A 4,088-nucleotide genomic window follows, 5' to 3' on the forward strand; every position below is an offset into this window, starting at 1 on the left:
CAATTAAGATTTTCAGAGTTTGAGTGTTTTTCACATTTTAGGAATTCATAACTTTGCTAAATTCCGCAATTTTGTAATTCCACCAAAAAGCTGAAATTCCAAAATTCTGATTAGCGAGAGAGTGTTCCACGTTCCGCATTTTTTTCTCCGATTTTGGGGTTCAAACTTTAAAGCAAAATGTTTTTTTAAATGACTTTAGCTTCTAATTTAGAAAATCAGCCAGTTTTTGCTAACGTTGTTGTATATGGTTTGTTGCGTGTTTCAAGCAACTAATTTAGTAAATAATTACCGACCAAGAAAGTCCGCGAGGACTTTCGTAAATAGGCGAGAAGCCAGCAATAAATTATATACGGTGTTGTGCACTGTTATTTTTTTCAGAACGGAAGGTCTTTCCATTCCTCAACTGTTTCTTTTTTTTCTTCAGTTTTTGGTTTTTCTATTGTTTCTAAAAATCTGATTACATTAGAAACATTGTTAAAAATTAATATGCTTTCATTATAATTCAATATTTGATTATCGTGTGCGAAACTTTGATTATTTCTTACTCCATTAAAAGCCTCTAAAACAGAAATAGATGATTTCAAAATCCTTTCAGTCATTGTAGATTCCACAAGTCCTTCTTTCACTATTTTTTTGACATAACCTCCAAATAGACTATGAAGTGGTGTTTCTTTCTCATAAGAAACTTGATGATTTTCACATAATTGTCGAACGTATTTTATTGTAAATGTATGAAGTCTATCTAATGCTTTTTCAGGTTCATTTTTTGTTATACTTTCCCTTACTGATTCCGCTAATATATTGAATGTTCTGTCGTCCGTATTCGCTTGAATAGCATCTATATTTTCGACTGGGTTTTCGGCTTTTATTTTTTCAACAATTCCTGTGCAATCTTGATAATTATTTTCGTCTGCTCGGTCATAATTAATTTCTCCAGACTGTGCCTGGTCAAGCCAATATTCCAATAATTTTGCTAATAGTGTCCCAATATTATAATTCGATTCTTCGCTCCAAAATCCACGCAATCTGTTTGCTTTTGAGCCACTTCCATAATTATATTTTTCATCATAAATGTCAATTCCAACAGCATCTCCAACAAATTCTTGGAAAGTTCTGTCCGTAAAATCCATAACAAATCCAGTTTTCATTCCGAAAAGTTTCTCAAATTTATTTTTTTCAATGAATGAAAGTTTTGTCATTTAGTTCAGTTTTTAATAGTGCACAACGTTGTTGTATAAGAAAAGTTGCGGTTTTGTGTGCGAGGATTTTCCAACGGAAAATCAAAGTACATAAAAATGCAACTGCCTTTGGTTAAGCACTAATTTAGCAATTTTTTTTATACGGTGTTAGCTTTTCGTTGTTTTTCAGTTTATAATTCTGTTATATTTTTCTTTTCTAATTTTTCAGAATTCAACTTTTGATTGATTATTCCGCCAAATTTTCAATTCAGAGTTTGAGTAAATTTCGCAATTCAGATTTTTCGCATTTTACTCAATTCCGCAAACTTTCTAAATTCAGATTTTGAGTAAGAATTCCGCCAAACTGATTTTCAGAGTTTGAGTAAATTCGCACGTTTTATAAATTCAAATTTTGCTCAATATTCGCAAAATTTTCCGAGCGAGAGAGTGTTCCACATTTTTTAGTTTTTTCTTTAAAAATCAAGATTTTCAAACTAGATATTCCATTTTCAGAATTTGAGTGGTCAATGAAAGCTAACGTGTTTGTGTATTGAAAGTTGCGATTTTTGTGTGCGAGGATTTTCCAACGGAAAATCAGTAGTACGTAAAAATGCAACTAGCTTTTAGATAAGCATTAATTTAGCAATTTTTTATACACGGTGTTAGCAAACGTTTTTATTCATCTATTTTAGCAATTAATTTATCCCAATTCAACAATTCCAAAGGTTGAAAATATCTCGGGTCAAATTGTCTGACTGTCGAATCATTTCTTATTTTTTCGTTTTTTCCTGGCTTTGACAACCAATCTCTATGACCATTGTAAATGTTATCTGCTAATACTTTTGAATGGACAATTATAAATTCAGGTTGTAAATTTATATCAGCAGGTATATTTACAAATACAAAATATTTTTTTTCAGAAAATTCAGCTTCTACTTTTTTAGATAAAATCCATTTTCGTTTATTTTGGGTACTTTTTACTTGAATTGAAAAAAGTTTATCTCCATCGATGTTACTTACTAAAATGTCCACTCCATCTGAATTCCGAAGAGTTATTGCTGCTAAATAACCTCTTCTTGATAATTCCGCTGCTACATAATACTCTCCAGCGATTCCGGATAATTGTTTGTTTAATTTCAAACTTTAAATGGTTTTAACTTAAATTAGATTTCACTGATATTGGTCTATGAGCTTTGTGTCCTTTTGGTGTTGGACTTGATGGTAATGCCACAGGAATATCAAATTTAACTGTACTAACAATTTGGTTAGAATTGTCAGTAGACGTTTGTGCACCACCAGATAATATTCCAGTTACAATTCCAATTCCAGCTTTTCCTCCTTCTTTTTCGAATGCTGTAACTCCAACGTTTATTTCGATATTTTGTACGTATCTCCATCCGTCAGTTCTCAAATATTTATCTCCATTTGAACTTGTTGCTAATCCTGAAGGGTTAACTATCATATCACTTCCTTCAAGTTCCGCTTGAGCTTCAATAATAGCTTGAGATATTTGTGTTATGGTGGTTTTGATGAATTCTTTTAATTCCATATGTGAATTTTTAGTTGGTTTTCGCAGTTTTTTTTCAAATGTTTGCTAACTTGTTTGTGTATTGAAAGTTGCGATTTTTGTGTGCGAGGATTTTCCAACGGAAAATCAGTAGTACGTAAAAATGCAACTAGCTTTTAGATAAGCATTAATTTAGCAATTTTTTATACACGGTGTTAGCAAACGTTTTTATTCATCTATTTTAGCAATTAATTTATCCCAATTCAACAATTCCAAAGGTTGAAAATATCTCGGGTCAAATTGTCTGACTGTCGAATCATTTCTTATTTTTTCGTTTTTTCCTGGCTTTGACAACCAATCTCTATGACCATTGTAAATGTTATCTGCTAATACTTTTGAATGGACAATTATAAATTCAGGTTGTAAATTTATATCAGCAGGTATATTTACAAATACAAAATATTTTTTTTCAGAAAATTCAGCTTCTACTTTTTTAGATAAAATCCATTTTCGTTTATTTTGGGTACTTTTTACTTGAATTGAAAAAAGTTTATCTCCATCGATGTTACTTACTAAAATGTCCACTCCATCTGAATTCCGAAGAGTTATTGCTGCTAAATAACCTCTTCTTGATAATTCCGCTGCTACATAATACTCTCCAGCGATTCCGGATAATTGTTTGTTTAATTTCAAACTTTAAATGGTTTTAACTTAAATTAGATTTCACTGATATTGGTCTATGAGCTTTGTGTCCTTTTGGTGTTGGACTTGATGGTAATGCCACAGGAATATCAAATTTAACTGTACTAACAATTTGGTTAGAATTGTCAGTAGACGTTTGTGCACCACCAGATAATATTCCAGTTACAATTCCAATTCCAGCTTTTCCTCCTTCTTTTTCGAATGCTGTAACTCCAACGTTTATTTCGATATTTTGTACGTATCTCCATCCGTCAGTTCTCAAATATTTATCTCCATTTGAACTTGTTGCTAATCCTGAAGGGTTAACTATCATATCACTTCCTTCAAGTTCCGCTTGAGCTTCAATAATAGCTTGAGATATTTGTGTTATGGTGGTTTTGATGAATTCTTTTAATTCCATATGTGAATTTTTAGTTGGTTTTCGCAGTTTTTTTTCAAATGTTTGCTAACGTGATTGTATAATATTAGTTTGCGTAATTTACCGACAACTAATTAAACAATGCAAAAAAGAAAGGCGACACGGACTTTCGTAAGTATGCTAAAACCAGCAAATTAATTTTATACGGTGTTGGCGTACGTTTTAATTAATACGTATTTATATTCAAATTATGTCAGATTCAGATGATTGTAAACATAATTTCTCGCATTTAGATAACGAATATACTCAAGAGGAAATTCAACGGATTGAAACTCTACCAAAG

5 protein-coding genes are annotated in these 4,088 nt (G+C 31.4%); all 5 read right to left on the reverse strand.

Translation table 11 applies throughout. From position 1 onward, the window contains the following. Positions 1-374: 374 nt before the first annotated feature. Positions 375-1,199: an abortive infection family protein gene (locus tag ES044_RS17810; RefSeq protein ID WP_147120793.1), complete on the reverse strand. Its 825-nt coding sequence runs from the start codon at positions 1,197-1,199 to the stop codon at positions 375-377. Positions 1,200-1,853: 654 nt separating this feature from the next. Continuing rightward, positions 1,854-2,318, reverse strand: coding sequence for a hypothetical protein (locus tag ES044_RS17815; RefSeq protein WP_147187455.1), 465 nt, complete (start codon positions 2,316-2,318; stop codon positions 1,854-1,856). A 13-nt stretch (positions 2,319-2,331) separates the two neighbouring features. Further along, complete coding sequence (locus tag ES044_RS17820; protein ID WP_147187456.1) at positions 2,332-2,727, reverse strand: hypothetical protein; 396 nt, start codon at positions 2,725-2,727, stop codon at positions 2,332-2,334. A 186-nt stretch (positions 2,728-2,913) separates the two neighbouring features. Then, entirely contained in the window at positions 2,914-3,378 is a 465-nt protein-coding gene (locus ES044_RS17825; protein ID WP_147187455.1) for a hypothetical protein, read from the reverse strand. A gap of 13 nt (positions 3,379-3,391) precedes the next feature. Beyond that, the gene (locus tag ES044_RS17830) at positions 3,392-3,787 is read right to left on the reverse strand and encodes a hypothetical protein (RefSeq protein WP_147187456.1); all 396 of its coding nucleotides are present in this window, start codon (positions 3,785-3,787) and stop codon (positions 3,392-3,394) included. Between the last annotated feature and the right edge of the window lie 301 nt (positions 3,788-4,088).

This window comes from Polaribacter sp. IC066 (genome assembly GCF_007997085.1).
Lineage (GTDB): Bacteria > Bacteroidota > Bacteroidia > Flavobacteriales > Flavobacteriaceae > Polaribacter.